This is a genomic window from Microbacterium sp. LjRoot45, assembly GCF_964253325.1.
In the GTDB taxonomy this organism is placed as follows: Bacteria; Actinomycetota; Actinomycetes; order Actinomycetales; family Microbacteriaceae; genus Microbacterium.
In genome coordinates, this window is the sequence record NZ_CAXUQM020000001.1 from 2,294,882 (window position 1) to 2,311,496 (window position 16,615).

The 16,615-nt window shown below is 71.7% G+C and carries 20 protein-coding genes; 4 read left to right on the forward strand and 16 right to left on the reverse strand.

Going from position 1 to position 16,615, the window contains the following annotated elements; all coding sequences use genetic code 11:
- The first annotated feature begins 74 nt into the window (after nt 1-74).
- Complete coding sequence (locus ACSQ18_RS10910) at nt 75-209, forward strand: hypothetical protein (RefSeq protein ID WP_301037788.1); 135 nt, start codon at nt 75-77, stop codon at nt 207-209.
- Nucleotides 206-328, forward strand: a complete 123-nt coding sequence (locus ACSQ18_RS10915; protein WP_436037334.1) for a hypothetical protein — start codon at nt 206-208, stop codon at nt 326-328. Before ACSQ18_RS10910 ends, ACSQ18_RS10915 begins: the two co-directional genes overlap by 4 nt.
- Nucleotide 329: 1 nt before the next feature.
- On the opposite strand, the gene ACSQ18_RS10920 is transcribed toward ACSQ18_RS10915, so the two are convergent.
- Entirely contained in the window at nt 330-560 is a 231-nt protein-coding gene (locus ACSQ18_RS10920) for a hypothetical protein (RefSeq protein ID WP_436037336.1), read from the reverse strand.
- Nucleotides 561-669: 109 nt separating this feature from the next.
- On the opposite strand from ACSQ18_RS10920, the gene ACSQ18_RS10925 reads away from it, so the two are divergent.
- On the forward strand, nt 670-1,257 hold the full coding sequence (locus ACSQ18_RS10925; protein ID WP_436037338.1) for a hypothetical protein: 588 nt from the start codon (nt 670-672) through the stop codon (nt 1,255-1,257).
- Nucleotides 1,258-1,420: 163 nt separating this feature from the next.
- Here the strand turns inward: ACSQ18_RS10925 and ACSQ18_RS10930 are convergent, their stop codons facing one another.
- The 15 genes from ACSQ18_RS10930 to ACSQ18_RS11000 form a co-directional block, all read right to left on the reverse strand.
- Nucleotides 1,421-2,182 carry an ABC transporter permease gene (locus ACSQ18_RS10930; RefSeq protein ID WP_436037340.1) on the reverse strand — a complete coding sequence of 254 codons (762 nt, stop codon included), beginning with the start codon at nt 2,180-2,182 and terminating at the stop codon, nt 1,421-1,423.
- The gene (locus ACSQ18_RS10935; RefSeq protein WP_436037342.1) at nt 2,179-2,991 is read right to left on the reverse strand and encodes an ABC transporter ATP-binding protein; all 813 of its coding nucleotides are present in this window, start codon (nt 2,989-2,991) and stop codon (nt 2,179-2,181) included. Before ACSQ18_RS10935 ends, ACSQ18_RS10930 begins: the two co-directional genes overlap by 4 nt.
- Nucleotides 2,988-3,356: a DUF1048 domain-containing protein gene (locus ACSQ18_RS10940; protein ID WP_436037344.1), complete on the reverse strand. Its 369-nt coding sequence runs from the start codon at nt 3,354-3,356 to the stop codon at nt 2,988-2,990. The genes ACSQ18_RS10935 and ACSQ18_RS10940 overlap by 4 nt, the downstream gene beginning before the upstream one ends.
- 1 nt (nt 3,357) lies before the next feature.
- Nucleotides 3,358-3,687, reverse strand: coding sequence for a PadR family transcriptional regulator (locus tag ACSQ18_RS10945; RefSeq protein WP_144808788.1), 330 nt, complete (start codon nt 3,685-3,687; stop codon nt 3,358-3,360).
- Nucleotides 3,688-3,801: 114 nt separating this feature from the next.
- Nucleotides 3,802-4,488: a response regulator gene (locus ACSQ18_RS10950; RefSeq protein ID WP_436037346.1), complete on the reverse strand. Its 687-nt coding sequence runs from the start codon at nt 4,486-4,488 to the stop codon at nt 3,802-3,804.
- Nucleotides 4,485-6,977, reverse strand: coding sequence for a DUF4118 domain-containing protein (locus ACSQ18_RS10955; RefSeq protein ID WP_436037348.1), 2,493 nt, complete (start codon nt 6,975-6,977; stop codon nt 4,485-4,487). Before ACSQ18_RS10955 ends, ACSQ18_RS10950 begins: the two co-directional genes overlap by 4 nt.
- A gap of 2 nt (nt 6,978-6,979) precedes the next feature.
- Entirely contained in the window at nt 6,980-7,594 is a 615-nt protein-coding gene (gene kdpC, locus ACSQ18_RS10960; protein ID WP_436037350.1) for a potassium-transporting ATPase subunit KdpC, read from the reverse strand.
- 21 nt (nt 7,595-7,615) lie between these two features.
- A complete protein-coding gene (gene kdpB, locus ACSQ18_RS10965) occupies nt 7,616-9,751 on the reverse strand; it encodes a potassium-transporting ATPase subunit KdpB (protein ID WP_436038433.1) in 2,136 nt (711 codons plus the stop codon).
- Nucleotides 9,748-11,421: a potassium-transporting ATPase subunit KdpA gene (kdpA, locus tag ACSQ18_RS10970; protein WP_436037352.1), complete on the reverse strand. Its 1,674-nt coding sequence runs from the start codon at nt 11,419-11,421 to the stop codon at nt 9,748-9,750. The genes kdpB and kdpA overlap by 4 nt, the downstream gene beginning before the upstream one ends.
- Nucleotides 11,421-11,510 (reverse strand): potassium-transporting ATPase subunit F, encoded by a 90-nt coding sequence (locus ACSQ18_RS10975; protein ID WP_436037354.1) that lies wholly within the window; start codon nt 11,508-11,510, stop codon nt 11,421-11,423. The genes kdpA and ACSQ18_RS10975 overlap by 1 nt, the downstream gene beginning before the upstream one ends.
- The gene (locus tag ACSQ18_RS10980) at nt 11,507-11,647 is read right to left on the reverse strand and encodes a hypothetical protein (protein ID WP_436037355.1); all 141 of its coding nucleotides are present in this window, start codon (nt 11,645-11,647) and stop codon (nt 11,507-11,509) included. The genes ACSQ18_RS10975 and ACSQ18_RS10980 overlap by 4 nt, the downstream gene beginning before the upstream one ends.
- Before the next feature lie 164 nt (nt 11,648-11,811).
- Complete coding sequence (chrA, locus tag ACSQ18_RS10985) at nt 11,812-13,002, reverse strand: chromate efflux transporter (RefSeq protein WP_436037356.1); 1,191 nt, start codon at nt 13,000-13,002, stop codon at nt 11,812-11,814.
- 46 nt (nt 13,003-13,048) lie between these two features.
- Nucleotides 13,049-14,044 carry a hypothetical protein gene (locus tag ACSQ18_RS10990; RefSeq protein ID WP_436037357.1) on the reverse strand — a complete coding sequence of 332 codons (996 nt, stop codon included), beginning with the start codon at nt 14,042-14,044 and terminating at the stop codon, nt 13,049-13,051.
- Nucleotide 14,045: 1 nt separating this feature from the next.
- A complete protein-coding gene (locus ACSQ18_RS10995) occupies nt 14,046-15,041 on the reverse strand; it encodes a DUF2510 domain-containing protein (protein WP_436037358.1) in 996 nt (331 codons plus the stop codon).
- The gene (locus tag ACSQ18_RS11000; protein ID WP_436037359.1) at nt 15,038-15,619 is read right to left on the reverse strand and encodes an isochorismatase family protein; all 582 of its coding nucleotides are present in this window, start codon (nt 15,617-15,619) and stop codon (nt 15,038-15,040) included. Before ACSQ18_RS11000 ends, ACSQ18_RS10995 begins: the two co-directional genes overlap by 4 nt.
- A 102-nt stretch (nt 15,620-15,721) precedes the next feature.
- Here ACSQ18_RS11000 and ACSQ18_RS11005 point away from each other — a divergent pair, with 102 nt between their 5' ends.
- The gene (locus ACSQ18_RS11005; RefSeq protein WP_436037361.1) at nt 15,722-16,615 is read left to right on the forward strand and encodes an EamA family transporter; all 894 of its coding nucleotides are present in this window, start codon (nt 15,722-15,724) and stop codon (nt 16,613-16,615) included.

Below are 16,615 nucleotides of genomic sequence, written 5' to 3' on the forward strand. Positions count from 1 at the left end.
CCCGAGGACAGGATCGTCGCACCCACCCCCGACATACCGGAGCCGCCGGCGCTGCCCGGGCGGAAGATAGAGGCATGCGCCCCTCTCAGCCGTGGACCTGCCCGACCTGCGGCGACCCGCTGCGCTTCGAGATCCTCGACGACGAGCGCTTCCTCGTCGTGTGGTCGTGCCTCACCTGCGGCCCGATCCGCACGACCGAACCCGTGTGACGCGCGCTCCGTGGGGAGCGGCGCTCGCCGTCGCGGGACTGTTCGCGCTGAGCTACCTCATCGGGCGCTGGCGCGTCGGCCGCGCGCCGCGTGCCCGCACGGCATCGCCGGAGTCGTGATTCAGCGCTGGCGTCCGAGCCAGGCGACGCCGCTCAGCACGCACGCGCCGGTGCCCGTGACGACGCCAGCGGCGAAGACGTAGAGGGCGGCACGGGAGAGTCCCGGTACGTCCACGGAGTATTCCGACGCGTCGAAGGAATCACGGGACAGCGCGATCCAGATGAACACGAGGATGACGGCGCACGCGATGGTCGCCGTCCACAGGACGAGCGCGTAGGGATTCCGCTGCATGTGCGCACTCTATCGCCGACGCCGAAACCGCCACGGACGAGGGGTCTGTCGGCGCGCTCCCCACAGGAGTATCTTCAGGGCCATCTCGACGGGGAGATGGGGGAATCTCATGAGCGCAGACACCGGCATCCGCATGCCATACATCGTCACGACGATCATCCTGGTGGTGGCGGGACTGGTCCTCGGACCGATCCTCCTCACCAGCTCGACGATCACCCAGACGCCCGTCGAGGGGATCGCCGCGTTCGCGATTCTCTACGTGCTGGCGCAGGCCATCGAGCGGGTGAATCAGATCCTCGTGCCCGTGATCGACCGCCTGCTCTCGAAGGTGAGCGGCGCGCCGACTGCGACGGTGAAGAAGCAGGAGGCGCTGGCGGCCGTGCGCATGCAGGCCGCCGCCCTGCGCGGACTCGGACCGCTCGTCTACTCCGTCGACGACCAGTCGGAGGCGGACAAGGCCGTGACGACGGCGAACGTCGAGAAGGCGCTGCTGACGAACGGGCTCGCCTTCCTCCTCGCGATGCTCCTCGTGTCGCTGTTCAAGTTCTCGCTGCTGGCCTCGCTCGGCTACACGAATGTGCCGTCCGTGGTCGACATCGTCATCACCGCGACCGCCATCATGGGCGGCTCGGCGGGCCTCGGCGACCTCATCAGCAAGATTCAGAAGTCCAAGACCGCCGACGAAGCCGCCGTCTGACCCCCTGGCCGCCGGTTTCCGCGGCACCCGGCGGTCGGTGGAGTGAGGATTACAGGGGAAACCGGCCGCCGTCGCCTCAGCGACCTCGCGACGCGTCGATTTCCCCTGTATCCGTCACGCCGAGAGCAGCACACCCGCTCGAGTCGGCACACGCGCCGCGGAGTCAGCGCACGCGCCGCCGGTAGATCGCGGCGGCCACCGCGAACGCCGCCACCAGGAGCGCGCCGCACCACGCGAGCGCCACGGCCAGCGCGCCACCCGGAGCGCTGCCCGTCAACAGCGCCCGGATCGCGTCGACGATCGCGGTCACCGGCTGGTTCTCGGCGAACCACCGCACGGGGCCGGGCATCGTCTCGGTGGGCACGAAGGCCGAGCTGATGAACGGCAGGAAGATCAGCGGGTAGCTGAAGGCGCTCGCACCGTCGACCGTCTTGGCCGACAGTCCCGCGATGACGGCGATCCACGTGAGGGCGAGCGTGAACAGCGTCAGGATGCCGATGACCGCCAGCCACGCGAGCACCCCGGCCGGCGAACGGAATCCGAGCACCAGCGCGACGCCGACGACGATGGCGAGCGAGACGAGATTCGCGACGAGCGAGGTGAGCACGTGCGCCCACAGGACGCTCGACCGGGCGATCGGCATGGACTGGAACCTCTCCACGATGCCGCCCTGCAGGTCGAGGAAGAGCCGGTACGACGTGTACGCCACCCCGGAGGCGATCGTGATGAGCAGGATGCCGGGGAGCAGATAGTCGATGTACGGGGTCTCCCCCGTGTCGATCGCACCCCCGAACACGTACACGAACAGGAGCATGAAGGCGATGGGCATGATCGCCGTCGTGATGATGGTGTCGGGGCTGCGCAGGATGTGGCGCAGCGACCGGCCGGTGAGCACGGCGGTGTCGCCGAGAGCGTGCGTGGTCATGATTCCTCCTTGGGTGCGTCGCCGGCGGCGCCCCGCCCGCCGGCGGCGCCCCGCCCCACGACGGCGAGGAACACCTCCTCGAGCGTCGGCTGCTTCTCGACGTACTCGACGGTCGCCGCAGGGAGCAGCTTCTTCAGCTCGGCGAGCGTCCCGTCGGCGATGATGCGCCCCTCGTGGAGGATCGCGATGCGGTCGGCGAGCTGTTCGGCCTCGTCGAGGTACTGGGTCGTGAGCACCACGGTGGTGCCCCCGGCGGCGAGTTCGCGGACGGCATCCCACACGTCGATCCGCGCCTGCGGGTCGAGGCCCGTGGTGGGTTCATCGAGGAAGATCACCGCGGGGTCGCCGATGAGGCTCATCGCGATGTCGAGCCGGCGACGCATGCCGCCCGAGTAGGTTCCCGCCCGGCGGCCACCGGCGTCGGTGAGAGCGAACCGGGCGAGGAGACGGTCGGCGACGGCATCCGGCTGGGGCACGTGTCGCAGCCGTGCGACGAGCAGGAGGTTCTCCCGCCCGGTGAGCACGTCGTCCACCGCGGTGAACTGGCCCGTCAGGCTGATCGCGCGGCGCACGTCGCCCGGTCGGTCCGCGACGTCGAAGCCCTGCACGGATGCCCTGCCGGCATCTGCTCGGAGGAGTGTCGACAGGATGCGCACGAGCGTCGTCTTGCCCGCGCCGTTCGACCCGAGGAGCGCGAAGACGCTGCCGGGAGCGATGTCGAGGTCGACGCCGCGGAGCACCTCGACGTCACCGAACGACTTCCGGATCCCCTCGATGCGGACCGCGGATGCCGTCAGCGTCGCGGTCATGATCCCGCCTCCCGCTGCGCCTTCTCGACGGCTTCGATCAGCCGGGTGCGCTCCTTGTCGATCCAGTGCCGTCCCGCGTAGGCGTTCGCGAACTCCTCGCCGAACGCGACCGGGTCGTCGCCGACGATGTCGTGGACGGTCGAGCCGTCGACGGCGGCGCGCTCCCACAGATCGACGAAGTCGCCGATGAGGGTGACGAGCGTCTCTCCGTCGAGGAAGCCGCCGTAGTACATGAAGTAGCGGTGGTAGCCCTGGGCGACGCTGCGGTACGGCTCGGGCAGCGCGTCGATGCGACGCATGCTCTGCCGGTACTGCTTCTTCTGCTCGAGAGACCCGGTGAGGGCCTCGATCCATTTCGCGGCCATGTCAGTGTCCTCCGTGCTGGAGCTGGTCGAGTCGTTCGGTGAGGAAGCTCCAGGTCCTCCAGAACTCGGTGAGGTAGGCGCGGCCGTCGTCGGTGAGCGAGTACACCTTGCGAGGCGGGCCCTTCTCCGAGGGCACCTTCTCGACGTCGACGAGGCCGCGCTGCTCCACCCGCACGAGCAGCGCGTAGATGGTGCCCTCCGCGATGTCGGAGAAGCCCCGGTCGCGCAGCGATGCGGTGATCTCGTAGCCGTAGGCGGGCCGGTCCGCGAGGAGCGCGAGCACGATGCCCTCCAGGACGCCCTTGAGCATCTCGGTCGCCTGCTTGCCCATGCCGCCTCCGTCGCGTGTCGATCGTGTGGTAGTCACTGTCACTGACTACCGCTAGATAGTAACGCCGAGTACCGGTAGATAGCAAGACTGAATACCGAGCGGATGCCGGTGTCGTCAGTCGAGCTGCAGGCGGTAGCCCATCCCCGCCTCGGTGAGCAGGTATCGCGGGTGCGCGGGGTCGGGTTCGAGCTTCCGGCGCAGCTGGGAGATGTACAGCCGCAGGTAGCCGGTGTCGCTCACGTGCTCCGAGCCCCAGATGGTCGTGAGGATCGTCTGCCGCGTGACGAGCCGGCCGGGGTTGCGCAGGAGGATCTCCAGCAGCTGCCACTCCGTGGGGGTGAGCCGGATGCGTTCCGTGCGCCCGTCGACGACGCGCGTCACACTGCGCGCGACGAGGTCGACCGACACGTCGCCGAGCTCCACGACCGGGTCGGGTTCCTGCTGCGGGGCACGCCGCGTGAGCGCGCGGATGCGGGCGAGCAGCTCGTCGACGGCGAAGGGCTTGGTGACGTAGTCGTCCGCCCCGGCATCCAGGGCGTCGACTTTGTCGCCGGAGCCGGTGCGGCCCGAGACCACGAGGATCGGGGCGTCGGACCAGCCGCGGATCGCGTGGATCACGTCGAGGCCGTCGAGGGCGGGCATGCCGAGATCGAGCAGGTAGATGTCGGGACGACGGTCGACGGCGGTGGCGATCGCCTGAGCGCCGTCGGCGGCCGTCACGACGTCGTATCCCTGCGCGGAGAGGGTGATGCGCAGCGCACGGACGATCTGCGGATCGTCGTCGGCGATGAGGATCCTCACTCCGGCGCCCCGTTCCAGCTCCACGCCGGTGCGAGCGGCAGCGCGATCACCATCGTGAGCCCTCCTCCGGGTGTGTCCTCCGGCGTGAGCGTACCGCCCATCTCCTCCACGAACCCCTTCGACAAGGCGAGGCCGAGGCCGAGCCCCGCCGTGTTGTCGGTGTCGCCGAGTCGCTGGAACGGCAGGAAAATGTCGTCGCGACGATCGGCCGGCACCCCGGGACCGTGATCGACGATGCGCATCTCCACCGTGTCGCCGAAAACGCTCGTCGCGATACGCACCTTGCGCCCGGCCGGCGAGTGGCGCACGGCGTTGGCGAGGACGTTGACCACGGCGCGCTGCAGCAGCACGGGATCGGCGCGGACGGTTACCGGAGCGAGGTCGAGGTCGACGACACCCGGACCGAGGCCCAGCTCGTCGAGCGCCGGCAGCACGACGTCGGCGGGGTCGACATCGGCGAGCGAGATCGCGAGGGCGCCCGCCTGCAGGCGGCTGACGTCGAGCAGATCCGTCACGAGGGTTCCGAGGGTCGCGAGGCTCTCGCCGGCCGTCTCGATCAGCTCGTCGCGGTCGCTCTCGCTCGCGACGCCGACGCGGAGCCCGCCGACCGCCGCCGTCGCGGCCGCCAGGGGGCGCCGCAGGTCGTGGCTGAGCGCGGACAAGAGGGCGCTGCGCACCCGATCGGATGCCGCGAGGGGCTCGAGCTCGCGCGCCGTCTCGGCGAGGTCGCGATGCTGGAGGGCCGCCTCGAGCTGGGAGACGATCACGGCGAGCAGCCGCCGCTCCGACGCCGGCAGATCGTGGCCGTGGAGCTCGAGCACGGCGCGGTCGCCGACGGGGACGGTCGCATGGCGGCCGTCGGGCAGCGGTTCCCCGCTCGTCGCCACGACGTCGCCGTCGTTCGTGAGCCGCACACCGGCCAGCCCGAACGCTTCGCGGGCACGCTCGACGAGCGCTTCGACCGACCCGCTCCCCCGCACGACGCTCCCGGCGACGGTCTGCAGGAGTTCGGACTCGGCCGCCGCCCGCCGCGCGGCGCGGGTCTTGCGTGCGGCCCGGTCGACGACGAAGCTCACGAGCACCGCGATCGTGACGTAGAGCGCGAGCGCGAGGAGGTGCAGCGGCTCGTGCACCCGGATCGTGTAGAGCGGCTCGACGAAGAAGAAGTCGAGGGTGATCCCGCTCAGCACCGCGGCCCACAGCGCCGGCCAGATGCCGCCGACGAGGGCGACGATCACCACCAGCAGTTGGTAGCTCAGCACATCGCTCGTGATCGACTCGGCGGAGCGGAAGGTCACCAGCAGCCACGTGAGGAGCGGACCGCCGAGCATCGCGACCGCGAAGCCCGCGAGCCGGCGGCGCATGGTCAGAGCGCCTCCCAGGCGCGGCAGGGCGAAGCGTCCGCCCGCGGCCGAGTGCGTGACGATGTGCACGTCGATGTCGCCTGACTCGCGGATCACGGTCGCGCCGATGCCGGGTCCGGTGAGCAGCGCCGCGAGGCGGCTGCGGCGGCTGACCCCGAGCACGAGCTGGGTCGCGTCGACCGAGCGCGCGAACTCCACGAGCGCGCGCGGCACGTCGTCGCCGACGACCTGATGGAAGGTGCCGCCGAGCTTCTCGACGAGAGCGCGCTGCTCCGCGAGGGATGCCGGGTGCGCCGCACGCAGCCCGTCCTGACTGGTCACGTGCACCGCGAGCAGCTGTCCGCCGCCGGAGCGCGCGGCGATCCGCGCACCGCGGCGCAGCAGCGTCTCCCCCTCGGGACCGCCGGTCAACGTGACGACCACGCGCTCGCGCGCCTCCCAGCGGCGATCGATGCCGTGCTCGGCGCGGTAGCCCTGAAGGGCGTGGTCGACCTCGTCGGCCAGCCACAGCAGGGCGAGTTCCCGCAACGCCGTGAGGTTCCCCAGGCGGAAGTAGTTCGAGAGGGCGGCGTCGATGCGCTCGGCCGGATAGACGAAGCCGCCGGAGAGGCGGTCGCGGAGCGCCTGCGGCGCGAGATCGACGACCTCGACCTGATCGGCCGCCCGCAGCACCTCGTCGGGCACGGTCTCCCGCTGCACGGCGCCCGTGATCTCTTCCACCACGTCGTTGAGCGACTCGATGTGCTGGATGTTGACCGTGGAGATCACGTCGATGCCGGCCTCCAGCAGGGCGGCGACGTCCTGCCAGCGCTTCTCGTGGGCGGAGCCGGGCGCGTTGGTGTGCGCGAGTTCGTCGACGAGCGCGAGTTCGGGCCACCGTGCCAGCACCGCGTCGAGGTCCATCTCCTGGAGCGTGACTCCGCGATGAGCGACGGCCCGTCGGGGCACGACCTCGAACCCGTCGGTCAGGCGGAGCGTCTCGGCGCGCCCGTGCGTCTCGACGACCGCGATGACGACGTCGGCGCCCTCGGCGCGGCGGCGAGCGCCCTCTTCGAGCATCGCGTACGTCTTGCCGACGCCGGGTGCGGCCCCCAGCAGCACGCGCAGCCGCCCACGTGCGGTCATTCTCAGCCTCCCAGGCGATCCAGCGCCGCGTTCAACTCCACGACGTTGACGACCGCTTCGCCCAGGAACCCGAGGTCGGGCCCCTGCGTGTGGTCCGCGACGAGCTCGCGTACCCGTTCGGGGTCGAGCCCGCGCGCGGCGGCGACGCGATCGATCTGGATTCGAGCGTAGGCGGGTGAGATGTGCGGGTCGAGCCCAGAGGCGGATGCCGTCACCGCATCGGCGGGAACGTCGCCGGGCGCGACACCCTCGAGGGCCGCGACGGCCGCACGCCGCTCCTCGATCGCCGCCACGAGGTCGGGGTTCTCGGGGCCGAGATTGCTGCCGCTGGAGCTCGTGGGGTCGTAGCCGTCGCCGGCGGCCGAGGGGCGGGACTGGAAGTACTCCGGTCGCGGCAGGCCGTCGGCATCCGTGAAGCTCTGTCCGAGGAGGCTCGACCCGACGACCGTGCCGTCGGCGTCGCGCAGCAGCGACCCGTTCGCCTGCGCCGGCAAGGCCGTCAGCGCGAACACGGTCACGAGGGCGGTGTAGCCGACGCCGAGCACGAGGGTGAGGATCACGAGGGCCCGGACGGCGACCCCGAAGGTGCGCACGGTGGCGCGAGCGGTGGTGTTCATGGGGATGTCTCCAGACGAAGGTCAGAATCCGGGGATGAGGCGCACGAGCTGGTCGATCGCCCAGATCCCCGCGAACGGGGCGACGACGCCGCCCAGCCCGTACACGAGCAGGTTGCGGCCGAGGATCGCCGAGGCATCCGCGGCCCGGTAGCGCACGCCGCGCAGGGCGAGCGGGATGAGGATCACGATGATCAGCGCGTTGAATACGATGGCCGAGAGCACGGCGGATGCCGGGGAGTGCAGCCCCATGATGTTCAGCGCGGACAGCCCGGGGAACACGCTCAGGAACATCGCGGGGATGATCGCGAAGTACTTCGCGATGTCGTTGGCGATCGAGAAGGTGGTCAGGGCGCCGCGGGTGATGAGCAGCTGCTTGCCGATCCGCACGATGTCGATGAGCTTCGTCGGGTCCGAGTCGAGGTCGACCATGTTGCCCGCTTCCTTGGCGGCCGAGGTGCCCGAGTTCATCGCCACGCCGACGTCGGCCTGCGCGAGCGCGGGGGCGTCGTTGGTGCCGTCGCCGGTCATCGCGACGAGGCTGCCCCCGGCCTGTTCGGCCCGGATGTAGGCGAGCTTGTCCTCGGGGGTCGCCTCGGCGAGGAAGTCGTCCACTCCCGCCTCGCGCGCGATGGCGGCGGCGGTGAGCGGGTTGTCCCCCGTGATCATGACGGTGCGGATGCCCATGGCGCGCAACTCGGCGAAGCGCTCCGTGAGCCCGTCCTTGACGATGTCCTTCAGGTGGACGATGCCCCGGAGCCCTCCGCCGCGCGGGCCGAGCTCGGCGACCACGAGCGGGGTCCCGCCCGAGCCGGCGATGCGTTCGACCTCGCGCTCGAGCTCCCCGCGCTGCTCCGGTGCGGGGGTCGCACCGGCATCCTCCAGCCAGGCGAGCACGGCAGAGCCGGCCCCCTTGCGGATGCGGGTGCCGTCGGGGAGGTCGAGTCCGCTCATGCGCGTCTGCGCCGTGAACGGCACGACCTGCCCGTCCGCCGCCGTCGGGGTCACGCCCTGCGCGGCGGCGAGCGCCACGATCGAACTGCCCTCGGGCGTGGGGTCGGCGAGCGAGGAGAGTGCGGCGGCGGCCGTGAGCTCGTGCTCGGGAACGCCCGCGAGCGGCACGAACTCGGTCGCCCGCCGGTTGCCGTAGGTGATGGTGCCGGTCTTGTCCAGCAGCAGCGTCGTGACGTCGCCTGCCGCCTCGACGGCGCGGCCGGACAGGGCGAGCACGTTGCGCTGGACGAGCCGGTCCATTCCGGCGATGCCGATCGCCGACAGGAGCGCGCCGATCGTCGTGGGGATGAGGCAGACCAGCAGCGCGACGAGCACCGGCACGCTCACGGGCGATGCGGCGGCGGCGGCGAGCGGGTTGAGCACGAGCGCCACGACGACGAAGACGATCGACAGGCTCGCCAGCAGGATGCCGAGCGCGATCTCGTTCGGCGTCTTCTGCCGGGCCGCCCCCTCGACCAGAGCGATCATCCGGTCGACGAAGGTCTCGCCGGGCTTGGACGTGATGCGCACGACGATCCGGTCGGAGAGGACGCGCGTGCCGCCCGTGACCGCACTGCGATCGCCGCCGGATTCCCGGATGACGGGGGCGGACTCCCCCGTGATCGCCGACTCGTCGATCGACGCGATGCCCCAGACGATGTCGCCGTCGCCGGGGACGAGGTCTCCCGCGGTGACGACGACGATGTCGCCGACGCGCAGGTCGGCCGACGAGACGGCGGTGGGCACGGCATCCGTCGCGTCGGGGTCGCCGTCGGGGTCGTAGGCCACCCGCTGGGCGACCGTGCTCGTCCGTGTCGCACGGAGGCTGTCGGCCTGCGCCTTGCCGCGCCCTTCCGCCACCGCCTCGGCCACGTTCGCGAACAGGACCGTCAGCCACAGCCACGCGGCGATGACGCCGGTGAACGACACGGGCACCGCCGCGCCGCCGGACGGCCGCGGACCTCCGAGGAACGGCTCTGCCACCGCGATCGCGGTCGTGAGGACAGCTCCGATCCAGACGAGGAACATCACGGGATTGCGCCACTGGGCGCGCGGGTGGAGCTTGCGCAGCGCCACGGGAAGGGCGGCCGCCAGTGCGGCGCCCCCGATTCCCCGACGGGCGGGAACGGGCCTCGGAGAGGCGTCGGTGAGAGTGGACACGGTCAGACCAGCCCTTCCGCCAGGGGACCCAGCGCGAGTACGGGGAAATAGGTGAGCGCGGTGACGATGAGGATCGTCCCGATGAGCAGGCCCACGAACAGCGGGCGATGCGTGGGGAGGGTTCCGGCCGTCGCGGGCACGGCATCCTGTGCCGCGAGGGAGCCCGCAAGCGCGAGCACGATCACGATCGGCACGAACCGACCGAGGAGCATCGCGACGCCGAGCGCCGTGTTCAGCCACGGCGTGTTGGCCGTGAGCCCCGCGAAGGCCGAGCCGTTGTTGTTGGCCGCGGAGGTGAAGGCGTACAGCACCTCGGAGAAGCCGTGGACGCCGGGGTTCCAGATCGACGTGTTCTGCACGTCTTCGCGCACGCCCGGGATCGCGAAGCTCGCCGCCGTGCCCACCAGCACCAGCACGGGGGTCACGAGGATGTAGAGGCTCGCCAGCTTCATCTCGCGCGGGCCGATCTTCTTCCCGAGGTACTCGGGGGTCCGACCCACGAGGAGCCCGGCGATGAACACGGCGATCACCGCGATCACGAGGATGCCGTAGAGCCCCGAGCCCACGCCTCCCGGCGCGAGCTCGCCCACCATCATGTTGAGCATCGGCATCATGCCGCCGAGGGCGGTGTAGGAGTCGTGCATCGAGTTGACGGCGCCGGTGGAGGTGAGGGTGCTCGTCGAGCCGAACAGGGTGGACCCGATGATGCCGAAGCGCGCCTCCTTGCCCTCCATCGCGGCCCCGGCCGCCTCCGGAGCGGTGCCGTCGCCGGCGAGCTCGAGGGCGGTGAGTGCCAGCGTCGAGGCGACGAAGAGCGTCACCATCGCGACGAGGATCGCCCGCCCCTGCCGGTGATCGCCGAGCAGCGCTCCGAACGTGCGGGGCAGCGCGAACGGGATCAGCAGCATGAGCACGATCTCGAACAGGCTGGTCCAGCCCGTCGGGTTCTCGAACGGGTGCGACGAATTGGCGTTGAAGAACCCGCCGCCGTTGGTGCCCAGCAGCTTGATCGCCTCCTGCGAGGCGACCGGACCGCCCGGAAGCAGCTGCGTTCCGCCGGAGACGGTGGCCGTCTCCACGAATCCCGACAGGTTCTGCACGACGCCGCCTGCGAGCAGGACGACGGCGGCCAGGAGGGAGAAGGGCAGGAGGATGCGGAACGTGCCCCGCACCAGATCGACCCAGAAGTTGCCGAGCGTCACCTCACGTCTGGCCGCGAAGCCGCGCACGAGGGCGATCGCCACGGCCATGCCGACGGCGGCCGAAACGAAGTTCTGCACGGCGAGCGCCGTCGCCTGCACCGTGTAGCCGAGCGTCTGCTCCGGCGAGTACGACTGCCAGTTGGTGTTGGTGACGAACGACACCGCCGTGTTGAATGCGAGGTGCTCACTGGGCGCGTCGAGTCCGAGCGCGAACGGGAGCCACGGCTGCAGCCGCTGCAGGGCGTAGACGACCAGCACCCCGACGGCCGAGAAGATGAGCACCGAGCGCACGTACGACGACCAGGTCTGCCCCGATCGCGGGTCGACCCCGATCGCGCGGTACAGGCCGCGTTCGACGGCGGCATCCTTCGGCGACGTGTACACCCACGCCATGTAGTCCCCGAGGGGGCGGTGGGCCAGCGCGAGGACGAGCACCACCGTCAGTAGGCCGGCAGCGGCATACAGCCACTCCATCAGAACCACTCCGGCTTCAGGAGGGCGACCACGAGGTAGCCGACGGCGGCGACACCGAGGAGGGCCGCGAGGATGTCGAAGACGATCATCGACGCTCCTCCTTCGCGCGCGCGGGGAGCGCTGCCGCGCCGGAGGCGGGCGGCCCCAGCCGCTCGAGGGCGGTCGCGACGAGACCGACGACGAGGAAGAGGAAGAGGATGCCGGCGACGAAGAGGAGGTCGAGCACGGGAAGTCCGATCGATGAGCGGGCGACCCGCGGGAGGCGGGCCGTGCGCCGAGGGGGCGCGACTCCCGATCACACACCCGTCCCGTGCCGCGCGGCGGCGTCCTCACGGGATCCATACGGGCAACGCGTCGACCCTTACGCGGTACTCACGCCGGGGCGCCGCCTCAGCCCGCGAAGGCGCCCGCGAGCGCGCCGGCGACCCCGCCCGCGAGCACGACGGCCCACGCCGGCACCCGCGCCGGCCCGAGCAGCACGAAGGCCGCGACGGCGAACGCCAGGTCGACCGGTCCGCGGACCGCTTCGACGAAGACCGGGTCGTACAGCGCGGCGCCCAGGATGCCCACGACCGCCGCGCTCGCCCCGCGCATCGCCGCCGCGACCCCTGTCCGCCGGCGCAGGCGGTTCCAGAAGGGCAGCACGCCGACGAGGAGGAGGAACCCCGGGAGGAACAGCGCCAGCGTCGCGACGATCGCCCCGACGGCGCCGCCGGGACCCGTGGTCGCGAGCGCGCCGAGGTACGTCGCGAAGGTGAACAGCGGGCCGGGCACGGCCTGCGCGGCGGCGTACCCGGTGAGGAACTGGTCGGGCGAGACCCACCCCGTCTGCACGACGGCGGCGTCGAGCAGGGGCAGCACGACGTGACCGCCGCCGAACACGAGCGCACCGGAACGGAAGAAGGCGTCCACGAGAGCGATCGTGCCCTCGCCGGTCGTCGCGGCGAGCAGCGGGAGACCGACGAGCAGCACTCCGAACACGACGAGGCTCCCCGCCCCCACCACGACCGGTATCCGAAACCCGAGCGGAGCGGCGGCGCCGGCATCCGCTCCCGTGCGACACCACAGGAGCCCGGCGAGCGCGCCGAGCCCGATCGCCGCGAGCGGACTCCACGACCCGCCCACGAACAGCACGATGGCCGCCGCACCCGCCGCGATCAGCGCGCGGACGGCATCCGGGGTGAGCGTGCGCGACATGCCCCACACGGCATGCGCGACGACCGCCACGGCCACGATGAGGAGGCCGCGGATCGCTCCCTCGGCGACGTCTCCCGTGAGCACCGACGCCCCGGCGGCGACAGCGAACATGAGCAGGCTCGAGGGGAGCGTGAAGGCGACGAAGGCGAGCAGGGCACCCGCCGTCCCGGCGCGCAGCAGACCGATCGCGAAGCCGAGCTGACTGGATGCCGGGCCGGGCAGGAACTGGCAGAGGGCGACGAGCTCACCGAACTCGTCCTCCGTGAGCCACTTCCGGCGCTCGACGAACTCGGCGCGGAAGTAGCCGATGTGCGCGATCGGACCGCCGAACGACGTCAGCCCCAGACGCAGGAACACGAGGAACACGGCGAGCGCGCGGGGCATGCCTTCCTCTCTTCCAGACTCGGGTGAACGGGGAGTGAAGCGGGTGTCAGTCGGTGAGAGGACCCTCGGCCGCCACGACATCGGCGTGCCCGACCGCGACGGGAAGACCGTTGCGGTCGGCGCGCATCCGTCGCAGGAGGAGCGTGGCAGCCGCCGAGGCGGCGCCCACGAGCGCCAGCACACCGAAGGTCGTCGCGAGGGACGCGACGACCGCGTCGTAGATCGACGCTGCCGCCGTCCCGGCATCCCCCGCGGCATCCGCGAAGACACCGCGTGCGACGGCGAGCGCCACGAGCGCGAGCGCAGCGACGGCCGCCACCGCACCCGCGGTCCACGCCAGCACGCGCCCCCGGCGGCGGCTCAGCAGCACACCGGCGGCGAGCAGCACGGCGACCGCCCACGGCATCCACGCCCCCACCGTGACGGCCGCGGCGTACACCGCTCGCGCCGTCAGCAGCGTCTCCGCAGACCCGAGCGTCACCGTCAGCGGCACGGCGGGCAGGAGAGCTGCCGCCACCACACCCTCGTCGATCAGGCGTTGCCGCGCCGCGGCGACGACCGCATCGACGTGCAGCTGCAGCTCACCGTCGTCGCTGACCCCGAGCGCGTCGCCCGGGTCGCGCGTGAGCACGGCGAGGGCGGCCGTGTGCGTCGCGCGCAGGGCGACCGTCCACGTGCCGGCGAACCGGTCCGACGTGACGAGGTCGGTCACCGTCCGTTCGATCAGGGTCTCGACGCTCTGGGCGGCCGCTCCTCGCAGGAGTGGAAGGGCGGCGCGGGCCCGGGGCGGCAGATCGAGGCCGTCGAGACCGGCGAAGAGGTCGCCGAGGAGCGTCTCGGCGTCGAGTCGGTCTGCGATCGCCGTCGTCGAGCGGTCGACGAGCAGTCCCTGGACAGCGGGGTCGGTAGCCAGCGGCGACAGCACGGCGACGAACCGGTCGGTGTCGACCAGCGCGACGCGCGCCCACGCCGCGACGGTAGCGACCGGCGTCAGCACGACGCCCACGACGATCAGGACGACCGCCAGCGCGCGCCGCAACATGTCAGGCGCCGGTGTGGGTGAGGAGGATCATCATCTGCTGCCAGAAGTAGCTGAACCACACGAGCGCGATCACGATGCTCGCGACGATGGAGCCGATCCACACCCACAGGGCCGCGAGTCCCGATCCGGTCTCGCGACGCAGCACGACGGTCCGACCGATCACGTAGACGCCGATCGAGACGATGAGGGCGAAGAACGACCACGCCCAGTGGAACGGACGGGCCACGCCGCGCTTCTTGAGCTCCCGCCAGTCGAGCCACGAGAAGACGATCGACGCACCGATCCCCGCATACACGAGCACCTGGATGAGGATGCTCGCGAGCATCCAGTCGGACATCACCGCGGCGACGGCGGCCGAATCCGAGCCGCCCATCGTCTCGATCCGGACCAGGTCGCCCAACGAGCTCGGGTTCAGAAGGAAGAGGCTGAACACCGGGAGCAGGGTGGAGACCACGATCGCGAGGTAGATCCAGACCGTGTGGGTGTTGGCGCCGGGCGCCGACGGCCCGTACGCCACCGGCGGGGCCGCAGCGGGCCACGCGGGAGCCGTCTGGCCGTAGCCCGGCGCCGACTGACCGTAGGCGGGAGCTCCCTGAGCCTGACCGTACGCGGCCTGACCGTACGCGGCGGGAGCGCCGTACGCCGGCGCGGAGACCGGGTGGGCGAGCGGCGCCTCGGGTGCCGGTGCCGGTGCCGCGGGTGCGTACTCGCCGTATCGCGGGAGCGGCGGAGCAGCGGGCGCGATCGGCTCGGACGGCGCGATCGGCTCGGACGGGGCGATCGGCTCGGCCTGGGCAGCGGGCGCGGCCTCGGCAGCGGGCGCAGCGGCCTCGGCGGGCGCAGCGGCCTCCGCAGCCGGGGCTTCCGCAGCCGGGGTGGCGGGCGCGGCCGGGGCCGTCGGGAGGGGCGCGGTGTGCTCGGTCCACTGCGCGCCGTCCCACCAGCGGGTGCGCGTCGGGTCGGTCGGGTCGGCGTACCAGCCGGCGGGGGTCGTCATCGTGTGCTCTCCTGGAGGTCGGCGCCCGCGTGGGCGAGTTCGGCAAGGGCGGATTCGGAGGATGCGGGGGCGACGCCCGCGACCAGGTCGGTGAGCACGCGCACGTGACGGCCGTGCTCGAGGGCGTCGAGCGCGGAGGCCCGGACGCAGTAGTCGGTGGCGATGCCGGTCACGTCGACGTCGACCACGCCGAACGCGGTGAGGAGGTCGCCGACCGTCTCCCCCGCGTCGGTGACACCCTCGAACAGCGAGTACGCCGGGCGGCCCTGGCCCTTCTTCACGTGATGCGTCACCGCGGTCGTGTCCAGGCCCGGGTCGTACTCGGCGCCGGGCGTGCCTGCGACGCAGTGCACCGGCCACGTGTCGACGAAGTCGGGGTCGCCGTCCGCGAAGTGTCCCCCGTTGTCGTTGTCGGCGTCGTGCCAGTCGCGCGAGGCGATGACGAGCGCATACTCACCGGCATGCGCGGCGAGATGGCGTGAAATGCCGGCGGCGACGGCATCCCCGCCCGCCACGCCGAGGGCGCCGCCCTCGGTGAAGTCGTTCTGCACGTCGACGATGAACAGCGCCCGGGTCATACGTCGAGCGTAGCCGGGCCCGCCGCGTTCACAACTCCGGAAAGCCGGATCATGGGAGCCCGAGAAAGCACTCGCCCGCGCCGCTTCCCTAGGCTGTCGATCATGCTCGCCGCCTCCGTCGCCTTCCTCGGCGCGCTCGTGTACGGATCGGCCGACTTCCTCGGCGGCCTGGCGGCACGGCGCCTGCGGCCGCTTCTCGTCACGGCGGTCGCGGCCTTCTCGGGCGTGCTCGTGCTGGCGATCGCCTCCCCGGTGCTGGGAGGTGTGTGGCGGGCGGAAGATGTCGCGTGGGGCGCCGCCTCGGGCCTTGCAGGAGCCGTGGCGGTCGGCCTCCTCTACGCGTGTCTCGCGATCGGGCCCATGAGCGTGCTCTCGCCGCTCACGGCCGTGGTGTCAGCCGTCGCCCCCATGCTGTGGGGGCTCCTCGTCGAGGGCGAACGGCTCGCGCCGATCGGCTACGTCGGTCTCGTCGTCGCAGTCGTCGCCATCGTCCTCGTCGCGTTCCTGCCCGGCGAACGCATCACGCGACCGTCGCTAAAGGCCGTTGTCATGGCCGTCGGCTCGGGCGTCGCCATCGGCGCCTTCCTCATCCTCCTCGATCAGACGAGCGCCGACAGCGGCGTCGTTCCGCTGCTGGTCAACCGTGCCGTCGCGGGAACGATCGCGAGCGTGGTCGTGCTCGTCGCCCTCGCCGTCGCCGTTCGGCGCGGACGCCCGGCCGCCTCCGTGCTGACGAGCGCCGAGAACTCGCCCCCCGCTCGCCGCGCGTGGCTGCTCGCGTCGGCGTGCGGCTGCGTCGACGCGACCGCGAACCTGCTGCTGGTTGTCGCGCTCCGCTCCGGCGGCGATCTCGCGGTGGTGTCCGCACTCACCGCGCTCTACCCCGCGGGAACGGTGCTGCTGGCCGCGGTCGTGCTGCGCGAGCACATCGCACGGGTGCAGTTGGTCGGCCTCGCGCTGGCCCTCACGGCCGGCGTGCTGCTCGCGCTGTCGTAG